A 24168-nucleotide genomic window follows, 5' to 3' on the forward strand; every position below is an offset into this window, starting at 1 on the left:
ACTCCTCCAAAGTAAATAAAACAACTCCTTTTGCTACTAGTCAGCGGACTAGTAGCTTTTTTGTGTTTCAAAAAAAGAAACTCAATAAAAAGAGTAACTAATTAAAACTTTATTTTTCTTTTTTAATGTACTAAAAAAATAATTGGACTATACTTAACCAATCAAGTAGTTATGTTAAAGGAGATGATTGGAGATGGAAGGAACAATAGAAACACAACGTTTACGATTACGAAAAATGACCACTGCTGATTCAGAAGAAGTTTTTAACAATTGGACAAGTTCTGAGAATGTCGCTAGATACTTAACATGGGAAGCTCACACCTTAGTAGAAGTCACTAAAGAATATTTAGCCTTTGAAGAGGAGCATAGAAAAGAAGGCTGGGGGATTGTCTTAAAAGAGACTAACCAATTAATGGGAACTATTACAGTGATTGATGATAAAGTTAAAACAAAAACCAAAACGATTGGGTATGTATTAGGGGAGCAATTTTGGAATCAAGGGTACATGAGTGAGGCTTTGTCAAAAGTGATTGAGTACTTATTTGAAATAACAGATGTTAATCGAATTGAAGCAGAACATGATGTGAGTAATCCTAGTTCAGGTCGTGTGATGGCGAAATCTGGAATGACTTTTGAGGGCATTTTAAGACAAGCAGGATATAACAATCAAGGAATTGTAGATGTGGCTTTTTACAGTGTGCTGCGTTCTGATCTAATCTAAAATTAGATAGCTGATAGTCATTTAACTTGTATTAAAAATAGTAGTTGCAATCTATTTTAGTACATCTTATTGTTAGAGATAGGAAGTGACTGCAGTCCTTTCAATACATTCATTGGAAGGAATTAACTAGGAATGACTTATAGAATAGAAGTATTAAAGAGTAGTCCTGCTGTCTATATGAGACATACAGGTCCTTATGGAAGTCCAAAGAATTTTAATATGATGATTGAATTTAAAAGTTGGATGGCTAAAAATAAATTGCGAGATGACTTAGGCACGTTTGGTATTTTAGGAATTGCTTTGGATAATCCTCAAGAAACATCTCCTGAAGCATGTCGCTATGATTTAGTTCTTTGTGTATCAAATCAACAGACCTTTAACTCAAGCACAGAAGTAAAGACAACTCAATTTGAAGGTGGTACTTATGCTGTATTCACCATTCCCCATACAACTGAATCTGTTCAGCAATTTTGGCAAGGGTTAAGTGATACAATAGGTCAAAATCAACTTCATTTATTAGACAAACCAATTATTGAAAGATTTAAAGAAGAAGAAGGTATTGATAACTATTGTGAATTCTTATTACCTGTCAGGTAGTGTGATTGCGCAAGCGTTATTAGTAAAATAGAAAAAATAGCAGTAAAAAAGTTATGACACATGTATCGGCTTATAAAAAGCGATAAGTTGTCATAACTTTTTTTAATGCAACATAAACTCTTCGTTACTATCTGCATAGTAATTAAGATGAGGAAAGAGAAGTTGGAAAGTTGTTCCTTTTCCTAATTGAGATTCCACGTAAAGGTTATGTCCAAGTTTCTCTGTTAAAGATTTAGCTAAGTACAAACCTAAACCAGTGGAATTGGTCTCTTCATTTCGCCCGTTATTTCCAGTGAAACCTTTGTTGAAAATACGAGATAAATCTTCTGGAGGAATACCAATACCAGTATCACTAAGGCTTAGCCAAGTTCCTCGTTCATTTTTGGATAAACTAACGGTAACTTCACCACCATTATCAGTGTACTTAATGGCGTTACTTAGTAATTGATTTAAGATAAAATGTAGCCACTTTTCATCTGTTAGGACTTGTTGATCTTCACCCTTTAGTTGAAAACGAATATTTTTTTGAATAAAGTAATCAGCAGACTCTCTCACGGTTTGTTGAACAATGGTTTTAAGAGAGTAAGACTTGATTAAGTAGTCTTTTGAAAAACTATCCAAACGAGAATAATAGAGAACTTGCTCTACGTAATCATCGATTCGTTTTAGGTTGCTACTGAGTTGGTAATGTCTTTTTTCGGATAAGTCATCTTCCACAAGCTCCGTTAACAAGTTTAGAGAAGCTAAAGGCACTTTAATCTCATGGACCCAGCTATCAATGTAATCTTTCTGCTCATTGGCTAGAGATTTAACGTCATTTAGTAAAGAAAATTGATCTAATTGTAATTCATTAAAATAATCCTGATAAAGCATCTCTTCATTGGTTCTAGCGTTACTCAATTTAGGTGTTTCGACAAATTCTGAGCGATCGATTTCTAGTTGTTGCCACCATTTTTGACGGCGATTGAAATCAAAGCCCAAAAAAGAAATAAGTAGAATAAAGCCAATTAGTAAAATATAAAGAAGTGACGGGATATTGAGACTTACTTCAGGTGTTAGCCATAAAATAAAACTAGTTAAACCAACAAAAATAATCCAGAGTAAAATCAAGCGGTATTGATCTCTTAAGTAATTAAAAAAAGTCATAGGTGATGTTAGGGAATGATGTAGCCTTGTCCGACTTTCGTCTCAATATAGCCGGCAATCCCTGCTCCTTCTATTTTTTTTCTTAGACGGTTAATGTTTACAGTTAGGGTATTGTCATCGACAAAACGCTCATCATCCCACAGGGCACGAAGTAGTTTTTCTCGACTAACTATTTTCCCTTTATTTTTCAAGAGAATTAAAAGTAGTTGAAACTCATTTTTACTTAATTCAACAGTGGTGTCATCAATCACCAGTGAACTATTCTCCATGTTTAAAGTAAGTCCATTGTGTTCTAAAGTTGAACTACTGGCTTTAGAGTAGTCATACGTTCGACGAAGTAGGGCATTAACTTTAGCGATTAAAATATCTGTGGCAAATGGCTTGGTTACATAATCATCGCCTCCCATGTTCATGGACATAATAGAATCTGCATTTGTGTCACGACTAGAGATAAAAATAACAGGAGCTTTAGAGACCTCCCGAATTTTTTGTACCCAGTAATACCCATCAAAAACAGGTAGTGTTATGTCTAGTAATACGAGATGTGGTTCTTCTTGTTGAAATACATCAAGTACTTTCTTAAAATCCGTTACTTCAATGGTTTCAAATCCCCAATTTTGCAAGCTTTCTGAGATTAGCTCACGGACTGTTTCATCGTCTTCAACGATCATTATTTTCATCATTTTCAAAACTCCTTTTGTCATGTCACTTCTATTATACATAAAAAAGAGGTAGAACCTATCAGTCTTTTGTAGGAATATGGAAAATTGTATGACAATTATGTAAGGTTTATTTCACTTATTTAGATGTCCTCAGGGCTCAAAAATTGATACACTAAGTTTAAGAGAAATTGATGGAGGGATATAGATGGCACGAATCGTTGAGGTAGAACATTTATCCAAAATATATGGGCGTAAAAGTAACCCCACAAAAGTATTAGAAAATATTTCATTCACTGTTGATAAAGGTGAATTTGTTGGTATTATGGGACCAAGTGGTGCAGGAAAAACAACGCTGTTGAATATGTTGTCAACCATTGATCAACCAACTGTTGGATCAATCAAAGTTGGTAATCAAGAAATCACTCGTATGAAAGAAAAACATTTAAGTGATTTTAGACGAAAAGAGTTAGGTTTTATTTTTCAAGACTTTAACTTGATGAATTCTTTAACCGTGAAAGATAATATTTTGCTACCTCTTGCACTAGATAGAGTACCAGTCAAAGAGATGGAAGAAAGACTAGAGCATGTGGCGACTATTTTAGGAATTGAAACTCGTTTAAATGCTTATCCTGTTGATATCTCTATCGGTCAAAAGCAGCGTGTGGCAGCAGCCAGAGCGATGATTACCCATCCAAAACTTATTTTAGCCGATGAGCCTACAGGATCTCTTGATTCAAAGTCGGCAACAGAACTACTGCATTATTTATCACGACTAAATGAAGAAGAACAGGCGACTATTATTATGGTGACTCATGATGCATTTACGGCAAGTTATTGTCACCGTATCCTATTTATTAAAGATGGCGCTATCTTCTCAGAAATTGTTCGTCAAGGTAACCGGAAAGATTTCTTCCAAAAGGTTATTGATATGCAAGCTGCTATTGGAGGCGGTGTTAGTCATGATGTTGTTTAAATTAGCTATTAAAAACGTCAAAACTCAGTTTCGTTATTACTTTATGTATTTCATGAGCATGGCTTTTTCGGTTATGGTTTACTATAGTTTTGTGTCGATGAGTTATGATAAAACCTTAGTGAACAGAGCCGCTACTGACTTGCGAATTGATGCGGGATTAAGAGCTGGTAGCGTCATGATTATTTTATTTATCATTGTTTTTATGTTTTCAGCCAATGCTTTTTTTGTGAAGCGGCGAAAACGAGAAATTGGTTTATATAGCTTACTTGGCATGAGACGTAGCCAAGTGGGAATCTTGTTTTTTGTTGAAAACATGTTTTTAGGCTTAATAGCTTTAGTCACAGGGATATTCTTTGGGGTGATCTTCTCAAAATTATTTGCCATGCTATTGCTTAAATCTCTCCAAGTGCCTGTCGCTAGTGGTTTTATTTTTTCTTTCCAAGCAGTCCTTGATACCATGATTGTCTTTTTAGTTATTTTAGGCATTGTATCCATTAGAACAGCAACAACTGTTTATCGCTATAAGTTAATTACCTTGTTTAAAGCAGATGAACAAGGAGAAGGTAGTAACTACACTCGTTGGTATAACTGGGTGTTAGGCATATTAGGAGTTGGACTTTTAGGGACAGGCTACTACTTAGCTGCTAACTTCTACCATTTTTTAGTGTGGTTAGAGTTAACATACAAATTAGGCGGCTTTGGTATGTTGATTGGTCCTTTGTTAATTTTATTAATTTGTGTGATTGGGACATATTTATTCTTTAGTCACTTTTTAGGAATTGTTCTTCGTTTAATCCAACAAGCTAAACGTTATTATTACAAAGACATCAATATGATAACGACAGGAAATTTGAGTTTTCACTTAAAGAAAAATGCGCGTGCCTTTGCGACCATAGCTGTTTTATCAGGAACAGCTTTAGCTGCTATTGGTGGTGCGGCTAGTGTGCAGTCCTTTACCTTAGGGTTAGCGCACAGTGCGAATCCAACCACATATGCCATAACAGAACCATATAGCCAAGAGTTTCATCAGTTTTTAAAAGATCAAGATGCAGTCATTGAAAGTAAAAATAAGCTAGAGTTTAAGTACGTTGGCGGTCAGTTCGGGTTTAAGACGGATCAAACGTATACAAATGAAGCTCATTTTTACAATGTGATTTCCTTAAGCAACTATCAAAAAGCACAAGACGTTATAAAAGAAATAGAGCCGATTAATCTAACATCAGAAAAAGATGTTGCTATGTTAGGTGGCACAAATAAAATGTATGTTGAAAAAATGATAACCTATGATGAAACAGGTGTCTTGGGAAATATAGGGGAAGTACGAATAGCTGATGCTAAAGTAGATTATCTCGGAAATGCTCGAGATATGCGGTTAAATGGAGCTGCTGTTGTGGTGACTGATAAGTTGTATGAACAGCTCAAGGCGAGTTACACGTATAACTATGAAATTATTAATGTGAAAGACGGAGATAGAAATGCCTCCTTGTCTGAGGCCACGACAAAAAAATATGGGGAACTGATTGATCAAACTCATGCTTTTGTAGCGACAACAACACTTGAAGAAGGGAAGATGACAGATACATTTAAGCCACTTCCTGAACCTTTAAAAGAGAATTTCCCTGTAGGTTATCTCACACAACATGATTTGAGCGTGCGTTATCCTTATTACAATAGTTTAATGAAAAATACAGGGCTACTTATTTATGTGGCAGTCTTTTTAGGCATGGTTTTCATGATTGCAACAGGTAGTATTATTACCTTAAAACAATTATCTGAAGCTGAAGACGAAGCACTTCGTTATGATATGCTTAGAAAAATCGGGACACCTAAACAATTGATTAAGAAAAGTATCTATAAACAAAATTTTACGGTGTTTTTTGTTCCGCTATTTGTGAGCTTACTCCACGCGTATTTTGCTTTACAAGTGTTATTTGTTTTAATTGAGGTACCAAGTTTGTTACTAACCTTTATCTCAGTGGCGTTTTTAATTGTGATATATGTGTTGTTCTACTTTGCAACCTCATCGTCTTATAACAAAATTGTGAATTCGTAAAGAAGAATAAAGGCAATAGGAAGAAAACTTCAACAAAGAATGATATACTAATCATGATAAAAAATGAGAGGTGGTTTCCTATGTTAGACCAACAAGAAGAATTATTTTTAAAAGAATTAACAGACGCTAAAGGGGTACCTGGTAATGAAGACCAAGTTCGTGCTATTTTTAAAAAATACGCAGAACCTCATGCCGATGAGATTGTATATGATGGGTTAGGCGGTATTAACGCTCGTCACACAGGTGAAGAAGCAGGACCAACTGTGTTGATTTCAGGACACATGGACGAAGTCGGTTTCATGGTGACTAAAATCACTGAAAAAGGCTTTATTGAATTTCAAACACTAGGTGGCTGGTGGGGACAAGTTATGCTTGCTCAACAAGTGACTATTACAACAGGTTCAGGACAAGAAATTCATGGTGTGATTGGTTCAAAACCACCTCATGTATTAAGTGCTGAAGCACGTAAAAAACCATATGAGATTTCTGATATGTTTGTTGACATTGGTGCAACAAGTGAAGAAGAAGCGAGTGAGTGGGGAATTAAACCAGGAGACATGATTACTCCTTATATTGAATACCAACGCTTAAATGGTTCTAAATATTTATTAGCTAAAGCTTGGGACAACCGTATTGGAACAGCTGTTTCATTGAAAGTATTAGAAAATCTAGCTAAAGAAGGACATCCAAACGTTCTTTATGCTGGAAGTAACGTTCAAGAAGAAGTTGGTTTACGTGGAGCTAAAACAAGTACACATTTAGTTAATCCGGATATTGCTTTTGCATTAGATACAGGAACAGCAGGAGATACACCGGGCATGACACCTAAAGAAGCTGATTCTGTTTTAGGAAAAGGACCTCAAATTATTATTTTTGATGCCTCAATGATTCCACACCGTAAATTACGTGATTTTGTGATTAGTGTTGCGGAAGAATTAGAAATTCCTTTCCAATACACAGTGATTACTGGTGGAGGAACAGATGCAGGTAGTCAACATCAAACAAGAGATGGTGTTCCTTCTCTTGCTATTACAGTAGCGACTCGTTATTTACATTCTCACACATCTATTATTCATGAAGATGATTATTTAAACACAGTTAAATTAGTCACAGAAGTCGTGAAACGCTTAGATGCAGACAAAGTAAAAGAATTACGTTCTTTTTAAGAACTAACACAAGAAACCGGAAAAAGAGATTTTTTCGGTTTTTTTGACGCTAAAAGGAGGAGAAACAATGCTTGAAACTAAACGACTTAGATTACGCGAATGGCAAGTAGGAGATGAGGTACATCTTAAGACCTTTTTAGGAGACGATGAGGTGATGTATGCTTATGAAGGTGGTTTTGATGACATAAAAATAGCTGATTGGTTGAAGTGGAATAGAACTTCTTACAAAGAAAATGGCTACGGTTTATGGGCGATTGAAAGAAAAGAAGACGGAGCGATTATAGGTGAATGTGGTTTGACGAATCAAGTTATTGATGGTGAAACTTATTTAGAAATCGGTTATCATTTAGGAAAAGCCTACTGGAAAAAAGGTTATATGGTAGAAGCTAGCCAAGGAGTTAAGCAGTATGCTTTTCAAGAGTTAGGAGTAAATTCAGTCGTTTCGATTATTCGGGATACTAATATTGCCTCAATGAATGTGGCTATAAGAAATGGTATGACTATCAAAAAACGCGTGATAAAAACGTATTTAGGGATTGATATGCCTCATTATATTTTTGAAGTTGCAAATAAAACAAAAAGAAGTTAACAATAAAGGGATTACCTTTGTTGTTAACTTCTTTTTTAGTTACTGTGTATTAATCCCTGTGTCATCCATTTAACGCGGAAGCGGTAATCTTTAATTAGCGCTTCAGTAGTCCAATCATTAGCAATATAGCCAGTAAGTGAATTCATAACAAGCTCCATTATGAAGAAGAGGAAGCTAACGGCTTCTTCATGATCCTCAATAATAATATGACTAGCAACTAAAATATCTGTCCATTGTGTTATGAGAGGAGAATCCTCTGACAGTGGGAAACGTTTATAGGCAGATAAATCATTTGATTTAGTCAATAAGTGAAGACTCTTCCAATATTCACTATCATGATCTAGTTCGCTACACCAAATCAAGTATTTTTCAATCCCAATAAAAAATTGGTTTCGATCTGATTGAATGTAGCGAATGATATCCTGGTGAACTGAGACAGCGTACTTATTAATGATATAGGTATAAGCATCTTCAAGATCTTCAAAATACTTATAAAAAGCACCTCGAGACATTTTCATTTGCGTCACAATCTCAGCTACTTTGACTTGGCTAATAGGTTGGTCGTAAAACGTGTTTAACAAAATCGTGTCAATGGTTTGTTTTTTTTCTTCTGATAGGTTTAAAAATGTAGGTTGTGGCATGATTTTAAACCCCTTTCTTTGTTCATATGAAGCACTTATTCCCATTTTAACACACTTTGTAATGTTATCACTAGGGAATTAAAAGTCTTTCGTTTCGACAAGTTCACCGTCCTGCATCTCAAAAACACGGTCGCTCCATTTAATCATGCGGTGGTCATGAGTTACCATAACAGTTGCTTTTTGTTTTTCATGAGCTTCTTTAACTAGAAGTTTAACCACTTCATAAGCATGTTCTGTATCTAAGCTGGCAGTTGGTTCATCAGCTAAAATTAGATTAGGATCATTGAAAAGAGCACGTCCAATAGCAACACGTTGACGTTCACCACCAGATAAATCTTTAGGGTATTTATTTTTTAAATGCTCAATATCAAGAGAGTGTAACAATTCATCCACTTTAGCGTCATCTCTTTTTTCTTTATTGACTTTATTGACTAAGTAAAACTGTTCTTTAATAGTTAAAAAAGGAATTAAGTTTGAGCTTTGTAAAATAAAGCCGATTTCTTTAAAACGCAATTTAGCACGTTCTTTTTCTGATAAATTGGAAAAAGAAATATCATTAATACGAATATCACCAGATGTTGGCTGTTGTAAACCACCTGAAATAGTTAAGAAGGTACTTTTTCCAGAACCAGATGGTCCAATAATACTAATGAACTCTCCTTGTTTGACATCTAAATTGATTTTTTTAAGGGCGTGAATTTCTTCTTTTCCTTGAGTAAAACTTTTTGTAATATCTTTCATCATCAACATACTTTTCATCATGTTAACCTCCAATAGCTTTCATAGGATCAACTTTTGTTACTGTGCGAATTGAGAATAGACTACCGACAATGGTTACAACAAGTAAGATTACACTGTAAATGCCCCACAAATTAAGAGCAACGTGGAATGGCATTGCTTCAGGTAAAATCAAGCTTGTTCCATAAGCAAGTGAGAAGCCAAGTAAAATACCAACGACACCAATCATAAATGATTGTTTAATGATTGAGTCAATAATAAATTTATTTGAAATTCCTTGAGCTTTCATGACACCAAAGACACTTGTTTTTTGTAATGTCATAACGTACATGAAGATTCCGATAATCGCTGTAACAATCACGAATAGGAAGTAAATCATTGAGTTTAAGGTTAAGTTTTGTGCCGCATAACCTGGTAAGCTATTGATAAACTCATCTGTTGTCATGTGTTGTAATTTTGGTGTTGCGCTTGATTTAACTGTATTGTCTGTTGAGTTAGTTACAATAGCGTTCATTGGTAGACCATCCGGACTAGCTTTGAAATCTTTACCATATTTAATTTTGGCAGCATCTTCTAGAGATGTGTAGATTACAGGAGTCACTGCATAGTAAGTCTCTGGTGAAATCCCAACGACTGTCATTTTGATTTTGTCACTACCTATTTCAATTGTGTCGCCTACTTTAAATCCCTTGTTGGCTAAGTTTTGAGAAATAATCATCTCATTGCTTTTATCAAATGTGTGTCCCTTTGTTACTTTAGGTAAAAGAAAGGCATCTTTAGTTGTACCAAAAAGTGTTACATCAACTTTATCATTTTTATTATCAATTGCCCCGTTGTAAATCGAAACAGGTGCTTTTTTATCTGAGGTAACATCCTCAAGATTTTTTTCAGTTAATTGTGATGCCGATAGATTTTTATTACTATCTTCTGATAAGATAACTGTCTCACTATTCCAATCGACAATGGCCTGTCTAAACTCAGTTGCTAAACCATTGGCTAAACCAGATAGCATAAATACAGCGTATGAAATCAAAAGAATGATACCAATCACAAGAGTGTATCGTAATTTTGAAAAGCTCATTTCCTTAATTGCTAGAAACATATTCATTCTCCTTTATGTCTGTTTTACTTAGTAACACTTTGTCACTGGAATCAATATACAACATTAGTGACATTTTGTCACTTAATAAATCTTGAAGATTTTATGAACTTTTTTTAGTAGAAACAAAATTGTTCTACTTGGAGAATTTTTAGTAAAAAAACTATGTGAAATCGACTTATTTGTATCTTTTTATTGAGAAATTATTCAAAGAGAAGTAGAGTAGTAAGTGAAGCAATAAGTCTAAAAGAGGTGATGATGATGGAAATAACAATTCTTGGTTTTTGGGGTGGCTATCCTCACAAAGGAGAAGGGACAACTTCCTTTTTACTTCAATCAGAGGGTTATTCTTTATTGCTTGATGCAGGGAGTACTACCTTAGTCCAACTTGAACAAGTATTAGATCCTTTGTTACTAGATAGTGTCATTTTGACTCACTATCACCACGATCACATTGCTGATTTGGGTGTATTGCAGTATATGAGGCAATTAAAACCGACAACCAATATACCGGAATTAATCATTTATGGTCATGAGGAGGACTCTACTCACTTTGAACAGTTGACTCTTCCAGGAGTTTCAAAAGGAGTGGGCTATGACCCTAACAAATCATTAGAGGTTGGTCCTTTTGAGATTAGTTTTTTAAAAACAAAACATCCTGTGATTTGCTATGCAATGAGGATTGTCGAAAAAAGTAGTCAAAAAGTATTAGTCTTTACTGCTGATACAGGCTATTTTGAGGGGCTAGCTGATTTTTGTCAGGGAGCTGATGTTTTAATTACTGATACGTACTTTTTAGAAGGTCATGAAAGACATCACGCTCATCTAACGAGTAAGGAAACAGGGCTTTTAGCTAAAGAAGCAGGTGTTAAATCACTTGTTTTAAGTCACTTGAAGCAAGACGTTGATTTAGAGGAATTACTTAGTCAAACAAAGCATTATTTAGAAAATGATATACCTGTTCAACTAGCAAAAACACAATTAAAAATAACCATTTAGGAGAATGATAAAGATGATTTTTGTATCAAATGAAGGAATTACAGACCCACGAATTAACTTAGCTATTGAAACTTATTTAGTACAAGAGATGCCACTAGATGAGCCTATTTTACTATTCTACATTAACGAGCCTTCTATTATTATTGGACGTAACCAAAATACGATTGAAGAAATCAACACAGAGTATGTAGAAAAACAAGGAATCCATGTCGTTAGACGTTTAAGCGGTGGTGGAGCAGTGTATCACGACGGTGGAAACTTAAACTTTAGTTTTATCATGCCAGATGACGGAGAATCATTTAGAAACTTTGGTAAAGTAACTCAACCAATCATCGATGCTCTACATGATATGGGCGTTGAAGGTGCAGAGCTTAAAGGACGTAATGACTTAGTTATCGACGACAAAAAATTCTCAGGAAACGCTATGTATTCAACAAATGGTCGTATGTTTGCTCACGGAACTTTGATGTTTGATAGTGATGTAAACGAGGTAGTAAATGCCCTTAAAGTTAGAAAAGACAAAATCGAATCAAAAGGAATTAAATCAATTCGCTCACGTGTGACAAATATTAAACCTTACTTAACTGATAGTCATCAAAATATGTCTACAGAAGACTTCAGACAAGAGATTTTATTAAAAATCTTTGAAACTGACAACTTAGATGACGTGAATGTCTATAAATTAACAGAAAAAGATTGGGAAAAAATCAATGCTATTTCTGATAAATTGTACCGTAACTGGGATTGGAACTATGGTCGCTCACCAGAGTTTGACTTAGTGAGAAGACAACGTTTTGCTATTGGCTCTATTGAAGCAAAAATGAATGTCTCAGAAGGCGAAATCAAAGAGATTAAACTATTTGGTGATTTCTTTGGTTTAGGTGAAATCTCAGACGTAGAAAAAGTTTTAACAGGAATTAAATACGATAAAGAATCTATTAGAGAAGCAGTCGAAACAATAGATGTGAAGAAATACTTTGGTAACATCGAATCAGAAGATTTAGTTGGTTTATTGTATTAAAAAGCAAAAGAGAGGTGAGTCCCGTTGGACTCGCCTCTCTTTTTTGAATAGATGCTTATTTAACTTGTTTAGATTGTTTAATAATTTTTGAAACAATACCGTATTGAACAGCTTCTTCAGCAGTCATCCAGTAGTTACGATCAGTATCTTCAGCTACTTTTTCGTATGTTTGGCCAGTTGCTTTAGCGATTAAGCGATTGATTCTTTCACGCATTTTGACAATTTCTTTGGCCTCAATTTGGATTTCTGTACTTTGTCCTTGAACGCCGCCAGCTGGTTGATGAATCATGAAACGTGTGTTAGGTAGTGAGTAGCGATTTTTTTTGTTTGCTGCTAAGAAAATCGTGATACCTGCACTAGCTACCCAGCCTGTTCCAATAACGCGAACGTCTGGTTTCACAAATTTGATCATGTCATGGATAGTATCTCCAGCTTCAACGTGTCCACCTTGACTATTGATAAAAATAGTAATCGGCTCATCACTTAAAGAAGCTAAAAGAAGAAGTTGACTACTTACTTCTTTGGCTAAGTCTTGATCAATGCCACCGTAAATTAAAATGGTACGATTTTCAATCATTTTCTGTGTTAATAAAGAATTCACATCTTGTTTTTTTGTTTGTTCCATTATAGAAAAACCTCCCTATATCTATTGGCTATATTTTAACATAAGTTACTCAAAGCCGTCATGTTAACGAATTGGCTTACGTCCTAATCCAACTGCGTTTTTCATTTTTTGTAATGTTTTATTGGCTTTTTGTTGGGCTTCTAAAGCACCACGATCTAAAATACTGTGTAGTTCTTCAGAATTTAGGAAATGATTGTATCTCTCGTGAATAGGTTCAATCCACGCCACAACAGCTTCAGCTAAATCTGATTTGAAATCACCATAACCGCTGCCTTGGTATTTTTCAACTAACTCTTCAATAGAATAATCTGTGACAGAAGAGAAGATTACTAGTAAGTTTGAAATACCAGGTTTTTCTTCTGGATTATACTCAATCACACCACTTGAATCTGTAACAGCTGAACGGATTTTTTTAGTGATTGTTTTAGGATCATCTAGCATAGAAATAAATCCTTTAGCATTGTCATCTGATTTACTCATTTTTTTAGTTGGTTCTTGTAAACTCATAATGCGACCACCGCTATTTTTTTCAGGGATTTTCACTTCAGGAGTGACTAAAATCTCTTGATTTTTAGTAGCGTAGCGAGAGTTGAAACGATCAACGAAATCACGAGTTAACTCTAAATGTTGTTTTTGATCTTCACCAACAGGCACAAGATTTGTATCGTATAAAATAATATCAGCTACCATTAACGGTGGATAAGTTAAAAGGCCAGCATTAACAGAGACTTGTTTTTGAGATTTATCTTTAAATTGAGTCATACGCTCTAACTCACCTAAAGGCGTATTACATTGAACAATCCAAGCTGCCTCAGAATGAGCAGGAACTTCAGATTGAATAAAAATAGCTGCTTGCTCAGGATCAATCCCAACAGCTAAATAAAGAGCAGCCAATTGTAAGATTTGCTCTCTTAATTTTAGTCTATCTTGAGGCACTGTAATAGCATGTTGATCAACAATACAAAAGTAACATTTATACTCTTTTTGAAGGTCAACAAATTGCTTCATTGCACCAATATAGTTTCCGATTGTGGGGATTCCACTCGGTTGAATACCAGAAAAAATTGTTTCCATTATTTAAACTCCACCTTTGTCTTAAGTCATATACTCCATTATACTAAAAAGAAGCAATAATAACAGAAATACCTGTTAAAGCACTGAAAAATCTTTTAAAAAAGTAAAAAAGTTAGTACACTTACACCTACTGTTTTTCTAGGTGATTTCAATTGTGAAAGAATTATGAAATAAGTGATAAGAATTTATTATCCCTCTATAAACATTGTTATATTAAGGTTTTGACGTTGTGAAAAACTTGTGTTTTAGGGAATTAAAAGGGGAAAAAGCCTAGTTTTATCTCTCGTTTTGTAGTATAATAGGATTAGAGTAGTGAACAGAAAAAGAAAACTGTTAATCTATTACTTTTGGAAGGGGAGTGAATAGTATGTTAAAATTATATACTTCACCAAGTTGCACGTCTTGTCGGAAAGCAAGATCCTGGTTGCAAGAACATCAAATTCCCTTTGTAGAAAGAAATATTTTCTCAGAACCCCTAACTCAAGATGAGTTAAAGGAAATCTTACGTATGACTGAAGATGGAACAGAGGAAATTATTTCTACGCGTTCTAAAGTATTTCAAAAATTAGATGTCGATTTGGATGAGTTATCACTTCCAGCATTATTAAAATTAGTGCAGGAAAATCCTGGTTTGTTACGTCGTCCAATTATGGTCGATGACAAACGCCTTCAAGTTGGCTTCAATGAAGACGAGATACGCCGTTTCCTACCTAGAGAAGTGAGAGCAATCGAGTTAAAACATGCACAAATGATGGCAGGTATTTAAGTAGATTTAAATAAGTGATATTCAGCATGGAGGATCTGATCAGTCATGCTGTTTTTTATTCTCTTATAAATAAAATCTGATTTGTTTCAAGTAAAGGGTGAATGCTTTACTTTTTATCAATATTAGATACAATTAAGCTAAGATAAGATTATATAAAGAAATGAGGTGTAGCAAGATGGAGATGGAAAGAATTAATGACAATACAATTCGCGTTTCAATTGGCAATGAGGATTTAGCAGAACGAGGAATTACGTTTTTAGATTTGTTAGGTAATCAAAAGCAAATAGAGAGTTTCTTCTATAGTATTTTAGAAGAAGTAGACGTGGATGAGCAATTTCAAGAAACGGATTCCGTTACTTTCCAAGTGCTACCCAACCAAGATGGTTTAGAGCTGTTTATTAGTAAAAATTTACCTCTAGATGATATGCAAAACATTGAAGCTATGGAAGACAACCTATTAGGAGACAGTTTTTCTAACTTTTTAAAAGAGCATATTGCCTCTCAAGAACCTGATAAAGAAGAGGAATTAGATGAGGAAATGGATATGATCCTTAACACAGACAGAACACAAGAAGTTGTTTTTCGTTTAGATGATTTTGAAACATTAATTGAACTTGCTAAACAAGTGAAGCTACAGAATGTGTTGACTTATGTGTATCAGTTTAAAGAAGATTACTATTTAAGCGTGACTTTCTTTACTGAAGATTCTGGGGAAGCACAAATTAAAAATGACCTGTCACAACTCTATGAGTACGCACATCGTACCAATGTTACTATGGATATTTTAGAAGAGTATGGCGAGTTAGTTATGGAAAGAAATGCGTTAGAGCTAACACGTTATTACTTCAAATAAGCTAATGAAAGGAATGTCAAACGCATTCCTTTTCTTAATTCTAGGTGTTCGTGTGTTCGAAAAGGAAAGAAGGTGAGACGATTGATTCAAAAAAAGGAATTACTGTTATATTCTCTAGCAGGAACAACAGGAACGGTTATTTATTTTTTCACGAGGTTTTATTTTAGAACCCTAACAACTAATGTCTTGTTGCCTGTTTTAATTGGTCAAATCGTCGCGATTGTATTTGCTTTTTTTGCCAACAAATATGTGGTATTTCAAAACAAGGGAGTCGGCTTTAAGAAGTCTTGTCATCAGTTTTTAGAATTCTGTGTGGGTCGATTGTTTGTCTTCTTAATCGATATTGGCATCGCTCGTTTTTTTGTCGCTAAATACAGTGATTTTTGGATTAACGTGATGCGATTAAGAGAAATTAACTACCAACAAGCTTTGTTTACTCAACCTTTGCTGCAAAAATTTATTGGGAATCCTTATTTGTTAAATGAGTTTATTTTTACGCTACTCTCACAAGTCATTGGTGTTGTGATTAATTATGTTGTATCTAAAAAAATCGTATTTAACAGAAAACAAGAAGATTCAGCAGAAATGCTTTACTATTAATTAACAAAAAATGCTTGTAGAACTCGAAAAAGTTCTACAAGCATTTTTGTTACATACCGATTAAGTAATCGTCGTCATTCATAGCTTCAACTGTACCAAGTAAGTAGCCATTACCTACTTGAGAGAAGAAGTCATGGTTACTTGTTCCCGTAGATAAACCGTTCATAACGATAGGGTTCACGTCACTAGCTGTATCTGGGAATAAAGGATCCATACCTAAGTTCATTAAGGCTTTATTAGCATTGTAGCGTAAGAAAGTTTTAACTTCCTCAGTCCAACCTAATTTATCATATAACAACTCAGTGTATGCTTCTTCATTTTCGTATAATTCGAAAAGAAGATTGTACATCCAGTCTTTCATTTCTTCTTGTTTCTCATCAGATAATTCATTGAAACCTAATTGGAATTTATAACCAATGTAAGTACCGTGGACAGATTCGTCACGGATGATTAACTTAATGATTTCTGCTACGTTAGCTAATTTATTGTTACCTAAGTAGTAAAGTGGAGCATAGAAGCCTGAGTAGAAAAGGAAGGTTTCAGCATAAACGCTAGCTACTTTCTTTTGTAAGGCATCTCCATTTAAATAAATTTCATTAATGATTTTAGCTTTTTTCTGTAGACTTTCGTTTGAGTTAGTCCATTCGAAAATTTCTTCGATTTCAGCTTTTGTGTTTAAGGTACTGAAGATAGAAGAATAACTCTTAGCATGAACACTTTCCATGAATTGGATGTTGTTTAAAACGGCTTCCTCATGAGGTGTTCTTACGTGCGGTCTTAACGCGTCAATCGCGCTTTCTGATTGGATTGTATCAAGGAGTGTTAAGCCACCAAATACCAAACCAATATTTTCTTTTTGATCTTCTGAAAGTGTGCGCCAATCATCTAAATCATTTGATAAGGGGATACGTGTGTCTAACCAAAATTGCTCCGTTAGTTTTTCCCAAGTTGATTTGTCGATAATATCTTCAATGGCGTTCCAGTTAATCGCCTTGTAATAACTATTAGTCACAGTGTTTTTCCTCCTTAAATAACACAACTTTCACATTGGTTGCTACCAATTTCTTCTGCATCATCTGTAAATGTTCTTACGTAATAAATCGATTTAATGCCTTTATGAAAAGCATAGTGACGTAAGATGTTTAAGTCACGAGTTGTTTGTTTATTTGTGTCTTTCTTCCATTCGTACAAGCCTTCTGGCATTTCAGAACGCATGAATAGAGTCATACTCATTCCTTGGTCCACATGTTTTTGAGCTGTGGCATAAACGTCAATTACTTTTCTCATGTCCATGTCGTAAGCAGATGTGTAGTAAGGCATACTTTCATTTGATAAATGAGGAGCTGGGTAATAGATCTTACCGATTTTTTTCTCTTGACGCTCTTCAATTAAACGAGTAATCGGATGGATACTAGCGCTTGTATCGTTAATATAAGAAATAGAGCCATTTGGAGCAACTGCTAATCTATTTTGATGATATAAGCCGTGTTCTTTAACGGATGCTTGTAAGTTAGCCCAATCTTCTGCTGTTGGCACGTCAATAGTATTAAACAATGCTTTGACTTTGTCAGATTGAGGTAAAACAGGATTGTTGATATAAGTCTCAAAGTAAGAGCCACTTGCATAATCTGATTTGTCAAAGTTATGGAAGCTCTCGTTTCTTTCTTTAGCAATCATGTTACTTTCCATTAGAGTCCAGTAGTTTAGCATCATAAAGTAAACATCAGTAAACTCAATTGACTCAGGAGAGCCGTATTCCATTTGGTTTTTAGCGAAATAAGTATGTAGTCCCATAGCTCCTAAACCAATCGTGTGATTTAGTCGGTTCCCATTTTGGATAGAAGGAACAACTTCAATATCAGACGCATCTGTAATGAAAGTTAGAGCACGAGTCATAGCACGAACTGATTTACCAAAATCAGGACTTTCCATTAGGTTAACGATATTTGTTGAACCTAAGTTACAAGAAATATCTGTTCCTAATGTCTCGTATTGTTGACGATCATTGATTGCTGATGGTTCTTGTACTTGTAAAATTTCTGAACATAAGTTACTCATGATGATTTTTCCGTAAACTGGGTTAGAACGGTTAGCTGTATCAATGTTAATGATATATGGGTAACCAGATTCTTGTTGCAATTTACTGATTTCATTTTCTAAGTAACGAGCACTGATTTTTTGTTTGCGAATATTTGGGTTAGCCACTAAGTTGTCATACTCTTTTGTGATATCTAAGTAAGAGAATGGGACACCGTACTCACGTTCCACACTATAAGGACTGAATAAATACATGTCTTCGTTCTTACGAGCTAACTCATAAAATTTATCTGGAACAACTAAACCAAGAGAAAGAGTTTTAACACGGATTTTTTCATCAGCGTTTTCTTTCTTAGTAGATAAGAACATTTCAATATCTGGATGGAAGACGTTTAAGTAAACCACACCAGCACCTTGACGTTGACCTAACTGATTACTGTAGCTAAAGCTATCTTCAAATAACTTCATAACAGGAACCACACCACTTGCAGCACCTTCAAAACCTTTAATAGGTGAGCCGGCTTCACGTAAGTTAGATAAAGTAATCCCAACACCACCACCGATACGTGATAGTTGTAAGGCACTATTAATTGTACGACCAATACTGTTCATGTCATCAGTTACTTGGACCAAGAAACAAGAAACAAGTTCCCCGCGGCGCTTACGACCAGCATTTAAGAATGATGGCGTTGCTGGTTGGTAACGTTGGTAAATCATTTCTTCAGCTAAAGTCATAGCTAACTCTTCATTACCATCAGCAAAGTATAAAGCGTTAAAGGCAACACGGTCTTCATAACGCTCTAAATAAGCACTACCATCATTTGTTTTTAAAGCATATTGCGAATAGAATTTATAAGCTGCCATAAATGATTTGAAGGTAAAATGTTGTGCTTCTAAATAAGCGTAAAGAGATTCAATGAAGGCGATAGAATACTTACTAATGAATTCAGCTTCAATGTAATCTTCTTCAATTAAAAAGTTTAATTTTGCTTCAATGCTATCAAATGTTTTTGTGTTTGGTTCAACATTTTCTTTAAAAAAAGCAGCTAAAGCTTCTTTATCTTTGTACAATGGGATTTGATCATCAACGGGTCTATTTATTTCATTATTTAACTCAAAATAAGATACATTATCAAGGGTTTTTAGACTCAATTTCACTCACTACTTTCTTAAAGTTTTTCACGTCTTCGTCAGTGCCACTAAATTCGAATCCGTATAATAAAGGAACCTCATAATCACGAGCAATATCTTTTGCTGTGAAAATAAACAGGTCGGCAAAGTTAAGATTACCTCCGCCGGCGACACCCAACATGTTCTCTTGGTTACTTTTGTACTCAATAAAATCGTTCACTACTTCTGTGACTTCAATGTCATAAGTAGGAACGATTAGGATAAAAGGTTCATTCATCTCATAAAAAGGATTACTTGTATCGATCTCATAAGAAGGGAGACCTAATTTTTTGATAAAGCGTCTTGTTTGCCCAGTTAAAGAAAAGAAGACTAACTTCATATTAGACCGCCAACGTTCTTAATTGATCAGGTCTAAAACCAACGATTGTCACTTTCTCATCTGCAGTTGTAATAACTGGTACGCTTCTGAAACCTTTTTCTTTCAATGAATCTATATATTGTGTCTCAACGTCAATGTTAATTTCTTCAAAGTTCAAGTTTTTGTCTGCTAGAAACTTCTTAGTCATCTTGCATTGGGGACAGTTATCTTTTGTATATAATGTAATTGTATTCATTTTATTCACTCCATGTCTGTTGATTTCTATAAATAATAGTATAGCTCTTTCCTATGAAAAGTCAAACATAAAAACACTATATATAGTGTTTAATTTTTGGTTATACACAATGTTTTGTGGAAAACATTGTGTATAACTTTTTAATAAGATAAGGATAATAAGCTTTCACGTCAATTTTCAATGGGGAAAAGTAAAGTTTAAACTGTTATTCTTCTTATTATAGGAAGGTTAAATAAAATATGGTAGATGAAAACCTACTATATATAGTATAAAAAAACAAACTACTATATATAGTAGGAGATAATTGTATTTCAAATTGTCTGATGTGACAAAATTGTTCGTTCTTTGTAAGTTTTGACCAACTCTTTTTAAGTTTTTTTCCTGTAAACTTAAATAAGAGAAGAGAGTGAGGAGAAGGAATAGAGATGAAAAAGAAAGTCATACTATATGTAGGGTTATTCTTAGGGTTAGCATTTTTATTTTACGGAACACCTATGATTACTAAAAATAAAACATCAGATACAGCTATGGTGATAGATTTATTTAATCCATTTGTCAAAAATACAGAAGTCTATGTTAAAACAACAGATGAGTATGTAGACACTTATAAATCAGCAGGTGTTAAAGATGAAGAATTTAATTACGTGTATCAAACCACCAGTTACAATGAAAAAGGAAAGAAACGTCAATTGAAGTATGTATCCTTTGGAAAAAAATTAACGCCGAATAAATATTTAAAATTAACCACAAAAGGACAAGACGTTAGGCATTGGGAAGAAGTAGATCCAAAAGAGGTACCTAAAGAAGCCTTGAAACAATTAAAATAAACCTAAAACTTTGTGAAAAGAAGAAGAGTTTCACTTCTTTTCACAAAGTTTTTTTATCGTTTGTTCAGATTACTAAGGTAAATAAAAAATTGTTAAAAATGTCGTTTTATAAGACGAAAAGGAAAAGTAGTAGCTAAAGAATTCATCGTATACTTTGTTCATGGAAGAGAAAGACACTCTAGACAGAAAAAAAAGAATAAGGTATATTTTAATAATAAGGTACCTTATATATAAAAGGGAGATTAAAAATATGATGAATGAAAAATATAATAAAGTAGAAGCCGATGAGTTATTTGATAATGTCATGATGGAAGTTGAATCAAGCGCACAAGCTTTTACTAAAACACTTGGATATAAGCAACTAAATTATAGAGAACAACAATCAGCCGTTGAGATTATTCACTATTTGGGAGAATTCATGTTTGACTATCATTTGGAATCAATGAGCCTATGGAGTCAACGTGCCCTTGAAGATGTATTGGTTACCATTTTCCCGACAACAATTACAGCTAATATTCCATTTTTCGAAAAAGTAGAAGCTGTATTAGTTAAATTCTTTGAATTTTTACACTTCTCAGGTCAACAATCAAATGCCTTAGAATTAGTCGATAGCGTAAAAAAAAGCAGCGTATTGATGCTAAATGAGGCTCATGTGATCTTTAAAGACAGCCCTGAAGAAAAGTTATTTGATTTAGGAGATGAGATGGGATTAGACATGTCTGATCTAAGTGATTTAGACCGATTATACAAATTCGTTTCATTTTTTGAAACGCCAAAAAAAAAACGACACAAAATGAAAATAGTTCACATTAAAGAGTGGCAACAGCAAAAAATGATGATGGGTTTTTATTGAAAAATAAAACGAAAGTGCTATAATATATTTCATCAGGGCTGTTAGCTCAGTTGGTAGAGCAACGGACTCTTAATCCGTGGGTCGCGGGTTCGAACCCCTCACAGCCCATCATAGTAATTAAAAAGGAACTCTAAAACGTTGATGTATCAGTGATATGTCGTTGTTTTAGAGTTTTTTTGTTGTGCTCTGACTACGCTTTTGACTACGGTCAGACAATATTTATATAATTTGCGAACTTTAAAGCTGTTTCTTTTTTTGTCTTTTTAGTGACATGAGTATAGATGTTCATAGTTGTTTTTACATCAGTATGGCCAAGTCTCTCTTGTACCTCCTGGATAGTTGCTCCTGCTTCAAAAAGTAAAGAGCAATGAGTATGCCTGAAACCATGAACAGTAATAGATTTTAAATCATACTTCTCTTGAGCAGCTATTAACCATTTACGAGGTTTGGCAGGAGACAAGAATTTATTATCAATATTGGTAAATATTAATTGATTCTTGTTCATGGTACTAAAGCCAAACTTTAAAGCTTCAGCACGTTGAGTTTTTCGCCATTCTCTCAATACTAATAAAGTCCCATCATCAAGTGCAATGGTTCGAGCACTTTATATGCTCACAATTGCTAACTTTCGTGCGTATATATAAGAGATATAAGCAAAATATGTTAAGAAATGTTCAGATTGAAACTGTATAGGCTTAGAAATGCTGAGATTGATTTGTCTATATGATAAGGTAAAAAATACATACTTAAAAAAGTAAAATAAATCGAGCAAATATTGGCTTCGTTAAGAACTGAAGCCGAAACTAGATTGGGCCCATAGAGATATTACTTTTGGCTAAGTAGGGTGGCGGGAAATTTCGCAGACTAATAACGATGAATAGGACAAGGTAATTTCGCCCTCTCCTAAAATATGAACCGAACGCAATTTTGTGTTGCCCTAGCCGCCTTATCTTTTAGGCGGGCACAGATTTGTGCTAGATGAAAAATAATAAATGTTATTAACAAATATTAGCTAATCGTGTATAATAAATAGTTGTATAAAAAAGGAGGGTAAAAATGAAGAGGTTTGGAATAAGTATTATTATTATAATACTCATGGTAATTTCTGTTTTTGTAGGTAAATTAGAATGGTTCTTGATAGGATTCTCAGCTATTGTATTTGTCTATCTAGTGTTTCACTCAGAAAAAATAGAAGATGGTGAAATTAAGGATATTGTCCCAATAGTATTAGCTATGTTTACACTGATATTCAGTCTTTATTCAGCTATTCAAGTTCCTACAATTGAGAAAAAGAAAATGTATAGAATGGCTGAAGCTAATGCGAGTTATATCCAAGAAGCATCTAATCATTTAGTGGATATTTTTAATTCAGATAAAGATGTAATTAATAAATGGAATTGGGAATCCTATGTAAAAAATGTGAAATCATATCAAGAAGATTTAGAAAGGGATATTGATATAAGTAAATTGGATGAAAATTCCTTTAAAAATATTATGCTTCTTAGAAGAGAAATGGATAACTATATTTCAATTTTAGATTATTGTACAATGTACTTAGACGCTGAAAATATTGCTAAAAACAAAGAAGTGAATTACCAGGTACCGAAAGATGTTAAAGATAACATCTCAGATACATTTGAAACCATGAGTGATGATATCGTTGAATACAATAAAGAAATTGGCAAAAAAGGCGATTTGAATCGAACAAAAGCTAAATAATAGCTAACTACTTAGTAATGAAAGCTTTGAATATTTTAGAACCATTAAAAAGAGATGATTGCTCATCTCTAGATTTATATTAACTCAACATCTCGCAAGTCCAGTTAATGATTCCGTTTTTGACTACGGAGCTAGTGAAGTGCAATTAGTAATATTGAACTTATTCAAATAGTAGAGACTTGGTTTTACTTGTAGGTTGATAGGGGATAAAATGGGTTAAAACGGGCTCTATATCCCCTCACAGCCCATCTTAAAAAACGTTGATATGTAAGCATTTATTAGGTGCTTGTATATTAGCGTTTTTTGTTTTTTACTGATAAAAGTGCTGTATAAATACAAGTCTTATTGGAATATCCAATTTCTTAAAAAAATTCAGAAGGCAATAGGAAAGCAAATAAAGAGATGTAGTAGAAGTGATAAAACATTTCATAAATTGAACTGATATGAGTCATTTATGGAGGTAAATTATACAAACTTAGAATAAGAAAAAGTATCAATATGGTAATAGGCTACAAAGTAGTGATAATAGAATAACATCAATACTTGTTTAGAATTAGTAGTACACTAAAAAAATCATATTTTAAAGACCCACGGATTAAGAGTCAGTGGGTCTGGGTTTATAAGTCTATAAAGTTCGTCGTAAGAAAATAGTGAATATGTAAGT

General features: G+C 34.1%; 26 protein-coding genes and 1 tRNA gene. 15 read left to right on the plus strand and 12 right to left on the minus strand.

The genetic code is table 11. From position 1 onward, the window contains the following. Positions 1-193 precede the first annotated feature (193 nt). Together DOK76_RS00050 and DOK76_RS00055 are read left to right on the plus strand one after the other, a co-directional pair. Positions 194-721 carry a GNAT family N-acetyltransferase gene (locus DOK76_RS00050; protein WP_206964011.1) on the plus strand — a complete coding sequence of 176 codons (528 nt, stop codon included), beginning with the start codon at positions 194-196 and terminating at the stop codon, positions 719-721. 132 nt (positions 722-853) lie between these two features. Then, entirely contained in the window at positions 854-1318 is a 465-nt protein-coding gene (locus DOK76_RS00055) for an AraC family transcriptional regulator (protein WP_206964012.1), read from the plus strand. A 102-nt stretch (positions 1319-1420) separates the two neighbouring features. Here the strand turns inward: DOK76_RS00055 and DOK76_RS00060 are convergent, their stop codons facing one another. Then, positions 1421-2464 (minus strand): sensor histidine kinase, encoded by a 1044-nt coding sequence (locus tag DOK76_RS00060; protein ID WP_206964013.1) that lies wholly within the window; start codon positions 2462-2464, stop codon positions 1421-1423. An 8-nt stretch (positions 2465-2472) separates the two neighbouring features. After that, positions 2473-3147 carry a response regulator transcription factor gene (locus DOK76_RS00065; RefSeq protein WP_206964014.1) on the minus strand — a complete coding sequence of 225 codons (675 nt, stop codon included), beginning with the start codon at positions 3145-3147 and terminating at the stop codon, positions 2473-2475. Between the two features lie 184 nt (positions 3148-3331). Between DOK76_RS00065 and DOK76_RS00070 the strand changes: the two genes are divergently transcribed. The 4 genes from DOK76_RS00070 to DOK76_RS00085 all read left to right on the plus strand — a co-directional run bounded on the left by DOK76_RS00070 (position 3332) and on the right by DOK76_RS00085 (position 7907). Then, complete coding sequence (locus tag DOK76_RS00070; RefSeq protein ID WP_206964015.1) at positions 3332-4099, plus strand: ABC transporter ATP-binding protein; 768 nt, start codon at positions 3332-3334, stop codon at positions 4097-4099. Continuing rightward, on the plus strand, positions 4086-6152 hold the full coding sequence (locus DOK76_RS00075) for an FtsX-like permease family protein (protein WP_206964016.1): 2067 nt from the start codon (positions 4086-4088) through the stop codon (positions 6150-6152). The genes DOK76_RS00070 and DOK76_RS00075 overlap by 14 nt, the downstream gene beginning before the upstream one ends. Positions 6153-6232: 80 nt before the next feature. Beyond that, positions 6233-7318, plus strand: a complete 1086-nt coding sequence (locus tag DOK76_RS00080) for a M42 family metallopeptidase (RefSeq protein WP_206964018.1) — start codon at positions 6233-6235, stop codon at positions 7316-7318. Between the two features lie 67 nt (positions 7319-7385). Further along, positions 7386-7907: a GNAT family N-acetyltransferase gene (locus tag DOK76_RS00085; protein ID WP_206964021.1), complete on the plus strand. Its 522-nt coding sequence runs from the start codon at positions 7386-7388 to the stop codon at positions 7905-7907. A 35-nt stretch (positions 7908-7942) separates the two neighbouring features. Here the strand turns inward: DOK76_RS00085 and DOK76_RS00090 are convergent, their stop codons facing one another. The 3 genes from DOK76_RS00090 to DOK76_RS00100 form a co-directional block, all read right to left on the minus strand. Continuing rightward, positions 7943-8548, minus strand: a complete 606-nt coding sequence (locus DOK76_RS00090; protein WP_206964023.1) for a TetR/AcrR family transcriptional regulator — start codon at positions 8546-8548, stop codon at positions 7943-7945. A gap of 78 nt (positions 8549-8626) precedes the next feature. Further along, positions 8627-9307: an ABC transporter ATP-binding protein gene (locus tag DOK76_RS00095; protein ID WP_206964161.1), complete on the minus strand. Its 681-nt coding sequence runs from the start codon at positions 9305-9307 to the stop codon at positions 8627-8629. Between the two features lie 4 nt (positions 9308-9311). Next, positions 9312-10388, minus strand: a complete 1077-nt coding sequence (locus tag DOK76_RS00100) for an ABC transporter permease (RefSeq protein ID WP_206964025.1) — start codon at positions 10386-10388, stop codon at positions 9312-9314. Positions 10389-10646: 258 nt separating this feature from the next. Between DOK76_RS00100 and DOK76_RS00105 the strand changes: the two genes are divergently transcribed. Both DOK76_RS00105 and lplA read left to right on the plus strand, forming a co-directional pair. After that, a complete protein-coding gene (locus DOK76_RS00105; protein ID WP_206964026.1) occupies positions 10647-11384 on the plus strand; it encodes an MBL fold metallo-hydrolase in 738 nt (245 codons plus the stop codon). A 13-nt stretch (positions 11385-11397) separates the two neighbouring features. Beyond that, complete coding sequence (gene lplA, locus DOK76_RS00110) at positions 11398-12405, plus strand: lipoate--protein ligase (RefSeq protein WP_206964028.1); 1008 nt, start codon at positions 11398-11400, stop codon at positions 12403-12405. 55 nt (positions 12406-12460) lie between these two features. Here lplA and DOK76_RS00115 read toward each other — a convergent pair whose 3' ends face one another. Together DOK76_RS00115 and trpS are read right to left on the minus strand one after the other, a co-directional pair. Next, a complete protein-coding gene (locus DOK76_RS00115) occupies positions 12461-13030 on the minus strand; it encodes an ATP-dependent Clp protease proteolytic subunit (RefSeq protein WP_206964031.1) in 570 nt (189 codons plus the stop codon). A gap of 63 nt (positions 13031-13093) precedes the next feature. Continuing rightward, positions 13094-14104 (minus strand): tryptophan--tRNA ligase, encoded by a 1011-nt coding sequence (gene trpS / locus DOK76_RS00120; protein WP_206964032.1) that lies wholly within the window; start codon positions 14102-14104, stop codon positions 13094-13096. A gap of 367 nt (positions 14105-14471) precedes the next feature. On the opposite strand from trpS, the gene spxA reads away from it, so the two are divergent. The 3 genes from spxA to DOK76_RS00135 all read left to right on the plus strand — a co-directional run bounded on the left by spxA (position 14472) and on the right by DOK76_RS00135 (position 16323). Further along, positions 14472-14870, plus strand: a complete 399-nt coding sequence (spxA, locus tag DOK76_RS00125; protein WP_206964034.1) for a transcriptional regulator SpxA — start codon at positions 14472-14474, stop codon at positions 14868-14870. A gap of 175 nt (positions 14871-15045) precedes the next feature. Next, positions 15046-15723, plus strand: a complete 678-nt coding sequence (locus DOK76_RS00130) for an adaptor protein MecA (RefSeq protein WP_206964036.1) — start codon at positions 15046-15048, stop codon at positions 15721-15723. Positions 15724-15804: 81 nt separating this feature from the next. Further along, a complete protein-coding gene (locus DOK76_RS00135) occupies positions 15805-16323 on the plus strand; it encodes a GtrA family protein (protein ID WP_206964038.1) in 519 nt (172 codons plus the stop codon). A 49-nt stretch (positions 16324-16372) separates the two neighbouring features. On the opposite strand, the gene nrdF is transcribed toward DOK76_RS00135, so the two are convergent. From nrdF to nrdH, 4 genes are read right to left on the minus strand one after another with little or no spacing between them, the layout of a single operon-like run. Continuing rightward, positions 16373-17335: a class 1b ribonucleoside-diphosphate reductase subunit beta gene (nrdF, locus tag DOK76_RS00140; protein WP_206964039.1), complete on the minus strand. Its 963-nt coding sequence runs from the start codon at positions 17333-17335 to the stop codon at positions 16373-16375. A gap of 14 nt (positions 17336-17349) precedes the next feature. Then, the gene (gene nrdE, locus DOK76_RS00145; protein ID WP_206964041.1) at positions 17350-19512 is read right to left on the minus strand and encodes a class 1b ribonucleoside-diphosphate reductase subunit alpha; all 2163 of its coding nucleotides are present in this window, start codon (positions 19510-19512) and stop codon (positions 17350-17352) included. Further along, positions 19493-19870, minus strand: a complete 378-nt coding sequence (gene nrdI, locus DOK76_RS00150) for a class Ib ribonucleoside-diphosphate reductase assembly flavoprotein NrdI (RefSeq protein WP_206964042.1) — start codon at positions 19868-19870, stop codon at positions 19493-19495. The genes nrdE and nrdI overlap by 20 nt, the downstream gene beginning before the upstream one ends. 1 nt (position 19871) lies before the next feature. Next, on the minus strand, positions 19872-20105 hold the full coding sequence (nrdH, locus tag DOK76_RS00155; RefSeq protein WP_086342131.1) for a glutaredoxin-like protein NrdH: 234 nt from the start codon (positions 20103-20105) through the stop codon (positions 19872-19874). A 425-nt stretch (positions 20106-20530) separates the two neighbouring features. Here nrdH and DOK76_RS00160 point away from each other — a divergent pair, with 425 nt between their 5' ends. The 3 genes from DOK76_RS00160 (at position 20531) to DOK76_RS00170 (ending at position 21893) form a co-directional block, all read left to right on the plus strand. After that, positions 20531-20932: a YxeA family protein gene (locus tag DOK76_RS00160; RefSeq protein WP_206964044.1), complete on the plus strand. Its 402-nt coding sequence runs from the start codon at positions 20531-20533 to the stop codon at positions 20930-20932. Positions 20933-21182: 250 nt separating this feature from the next. Then, entirely contained in the window at positions 21183-21785 is a 603-nt protein-coding gene (locus DOK76_RS00165; protein ID WP_206964045.1) for a hypothetical protein, read from the plus strand. 35 nt (positions 21786-21820) lie between these two features. Then, positions 21821-21893, plus strand: a tRNA-Lys gene (locus DOK76_RS00170). Between the two features lie 100 nt (positions 21894-21993). Here DOK76_RS00170 and DOK76_RS00175 read toward each other — a convergent pair. After that, on the minus strand, positions 21994-22377 hold the full coding sequence (locus DOK76_RS00175) for a tyrosine-type recombinase/integrase (RefSeq protein ID WP_206964163.1): 384 nt from the start codon (positions 22375-22377) through the stop codon (positions 21994-21996). 464 nt (positions 22378-22841) lie between these two features. Here DOK76_RS00175 and DOK76_RS00180 point away from each other — a divergent pair, with 464 nt between their 5' ends. Further along, positions 22842-23504, plus strand: coding sequence for a hypothetical protein (locus DOK76_RS00180; protein ID WP_206964046.1), 663 nt, complete (start codon positions 22842-22844; stop codon positions 23502-23504). Positions 23505-24168: the final 664 nt, after the last annotated feature.

It is taken from the genome of Candidatus Vagococcus giribetii, from assembly GCF_017316185.1.
Taxonomy (GTDB): Bacteria; Bacillota; Bacilli; order Lactobacillales; family Vagococcaceae; genus Vagococcus; species Vagococcus giribetii.

Excerpts from the sequence above, each read along its gene's own strand:
- DOK76_RS00090 (WP_206964023.1), bottom strand. The coding sequence starts at position 8,548 with ATGCCACAACCTACATTTTTAAACCTATCAGAAGAAAAAAAACAAACC.
- DOK76_RS00105 (WP_206964026.1), top strand. The coding sequence starts at position 10,647 with ATGGAAATAACAATTCTTGGTTTTTGGGGTGGCTATCCTCACAAAGGA.
- nrdH (WP_086342131.1), bottom strand. The coding sequence starts at position 20,105 with ATGAATACAATTACATTATATACAAAAGATAACTGTCCCCAATGCAAG.
- DOK76_RS00160 (WP_206964044.1), top strand. The coding sequence starts at position 20,531 with ATGAAAAAGAAAGTCATACTATATGTAGGGTTATTCTTAGGGTTAGCA.
- DOK76_RS00065 (WP_206964014.1), bottom strand. The coding sequence starts at position 3,147 with ATGATGAAAATAATGATCGTTGAAGACGATGAAACAGTCCGTGAGCTA.
- DOK76_RS00050 (WP_206964011.1), top strand. The coding sequence starts at position 194 with ATGGAAGGAACAATAGAAACACAACGTTTACGATTACGAAAAATGACC.
- spxA (WP_206964034.1), top strand. The coding sequence starts at position 14,472 with ATGTTAAAATTATATACTTCACCAAGTTGCACGTCTTGTCGGAAAGCA.
- DOK76_RS00085 (WP_206964021.1), top strand. The coding sequence starts at position 7,386 with ATGCTTGAAACTAAACGACTTAGATTACGCGAATGGCAAGTAGGAGAT.
- DOK76_RS00075 (WP_206964016.1), top strand. The coding sequence starts at position 4,086 with ATGATGTTGTTTAAATTAGCTATTAAAAACGTCAAAACTCAGTTTCGT.
- DOK76_RS00180 (WP_206964046.1), top strand. The coding sequence starts at position 22,842 with ATGAAGAGGTTTGGAATAAGTATTATTATTATAATACTCATGGTAATT.
- DOK76_RS00095 (WP_206964161.1), bottom strand. The coding sequence starts at position 9,307 with ATGAAAAGTATGTTGATGATGAAAGATATTACAAAAAGTTTTACTCAA.
- DOK76_RS00080 (WP_206964018.1), top strand. The coding sequence starts at position 6,233 with ATGTTAGACCAACAAGAAGAATTATTTTTAAAAGAATTAACAGACGCT.
- DOK76_RS00165 (WP_206964045.1), top strand. The coding sequence starts at position 21,183 with ATGATGAATGAAAAATATAATAAAGTAGAAGCCGATGAGTTATTTGAT.
- DOK76_RS00130 (WP_206964036.1), top strand. The coding sequence starts at position 15,046 with ATGGAGATGGAAAGAATTAATGACAATACAATTCGCGTTTCAATTGGC.
- nrdI (WP_206964042.1), bottom strand. The coding sequence starts at position 19,870 with ATGAAGTTAGTCTTCTTTTCTTTAACTGGGCAAACAAGACGCTTTATC.
- trpS (WP_206964032.1), bottom strand. The coding sequence starts at position 14,104 with ATGGAAACAATTTTTTCTGGTATTCAACCGAGTGGAATCCCCACAATC.
- lplA (WP_206964028.1), top strand. The coding sequence starts at position 11,398 with ATGATTTTTGTATCAAATGAAGGAATTACAGACCCACGAATTAACTTA.
- DOK76_RS00100 (WP_206964025.1), bottom strand. The coding sequence starts at position 10,388 with ATGTTTCTAGCAATTAAGGAAATGAGCTTTTCAAAATTACGATACACT.
- DOK76_RS00115 (WP_206964031.1), bottom strand. The coding sequence starts at position 13,030 with ATGGAACAAACAAAAAAACAAGATGTGAATTCTTTATTAACACAGAAA.
- DOK76_RS00055 (WP_206964012.1), top strand. The coding sequence starts at position 854 with ATGACTTATAGAATAGAAGTATTAAAGAGTAGTCCTGCTGTCTATATG.
- DOK76_RS00060 (WP_206964013.1), bottom strand. The coding sequence starts at position 2,464 with ATGACTTTTTTTAATTACTTAAGAGATCAATACCGCTTGATTTTACTC.
- DOK76_RS00070 (WP_206964015.1), top strand. The coding sequence starts at position 3,332 with ATGGCACGAATCGTTGAGGTAGAACATTTATCCAAAATATATGGGCGT.